The sequence below is a fragment of the Bacillus sp. AFS017336 genome (assembly GCF_002555445.1).
Classification (GTDB): domain Bacteria; phylum Bacillota; class Bacilli; order Bacillales; family Bacillaceae_G; genus Gottfriedia.
Map to the genome: position 1 here is coordinate 1 of NZ_NUCO01000093.1, position 291 is coordinate 291.

The 291-nt window shown below is 62.2% G+C and carries 1 protein-coding gene; it reads right to left on the bottom strand.

Annotation, left to right across the window (positions count from 1 at the left end):
• Nucleotides 1-291, bottom strand: a 291-nt coding sequence (locus CN601_RS22220; RefSeq protein ID WP_142317411.1) for a hypothetical protein, incomplete at both ends; no start/stop codon positions are given.

Below are 291 nucleotides of genomic sequence, written 5' to 3' on the forward strand. Positions count from 1 at the left end.
TCCTGGGATTGCTTCCGGGGATGGGTACGTCGATACGCGGGGAGCCACCAGTCAGCGATGCTGCCATGGTGCGCACTTTCAGCGCATTTTCCACCTTCGCCAGGTCGGAGGGCGGGTTGCTCACAGTGCGGATCTTGCTGGTGTTTCCGTAGAGGGCGGCACCAGCGACCTGATAGGTCCCGCCCATGGCCGGCGCCTCGGGGCAAATGCCATTGACGTTGGACAGCTGGCCGATGGTCTTGGCAGAGCAGGAGTTCTTGTCATCGTTGGAAGTCAGGCCCTTGCCCGAGA